This window comes from Mesorhizobium sp. M7A.F.Ca.MR.148.00.0.0 (genome assembly GCF_003997735.1).
Taxonomy (GTDB): Bacteria; Pseudomonadota; Alphaproteobacteria; order Rhizobiales; family Rhizobiaceae; genus Mesorhizobium.
This window is the reverse complement of record NZ_RZTB01000223.1, coordinates 3,449-3,846: the sequence shown is the minus strand read 5'-3', so window position 1 is coordinate 3,846 and position 398 is coordinate 3,449. Positions and strand designations below refer to the sequence as shown.

Annotated in this window: 1 pseudogene (cut by a window edge); it reads left to right on the top strand. The window is 64.8% G+C overall.

The window, feature by feature from the left end:
- Positions 1–398, top strand: a pseudogene (locus EOB49_RS33185) (glycine cleavage T C-terminal barrel domain-containing protein); its annotated part runs 967 nt beyond the window's last position; the annotation flags it as partial.

The window sequence follows — 398 nt, the reverse complement described above, 5'->3', positions numbered from 1 at the left end:
CGGAACTGGCCGGCTACTGGATGGCGACCGGCTACAATTCGATCGGCATCGTCTCATCCGGAGGCGCCGGCATGGCGCTGGCGCAGTGGATCAACGATGGCGAAGCCCCCTTCGACCTGTGGGAAGTCGACATCCGCCGCGCACAGCCGTTCCAGAAGAACCGCCGCTACCTCAAGGAGCGCGTCTCCGAAACGCTCGGCCTGCTCTATGCCGACCATTTCCCCTACCGCCAGATGGCGACCTCGAGGAATGTCAGGCGTTCGCCGCTGCACGAGCATCTGAAGGCGCGCGGCGCCGTTTTCGGCGAAGTCGCCGGTTGGGAGCGCGCCAATTGGTTCGCACGCGAGGGCCAGGAGCGCGAATACCGCTATTCCTGGAAGCGCCAGAACTGGTTCGAC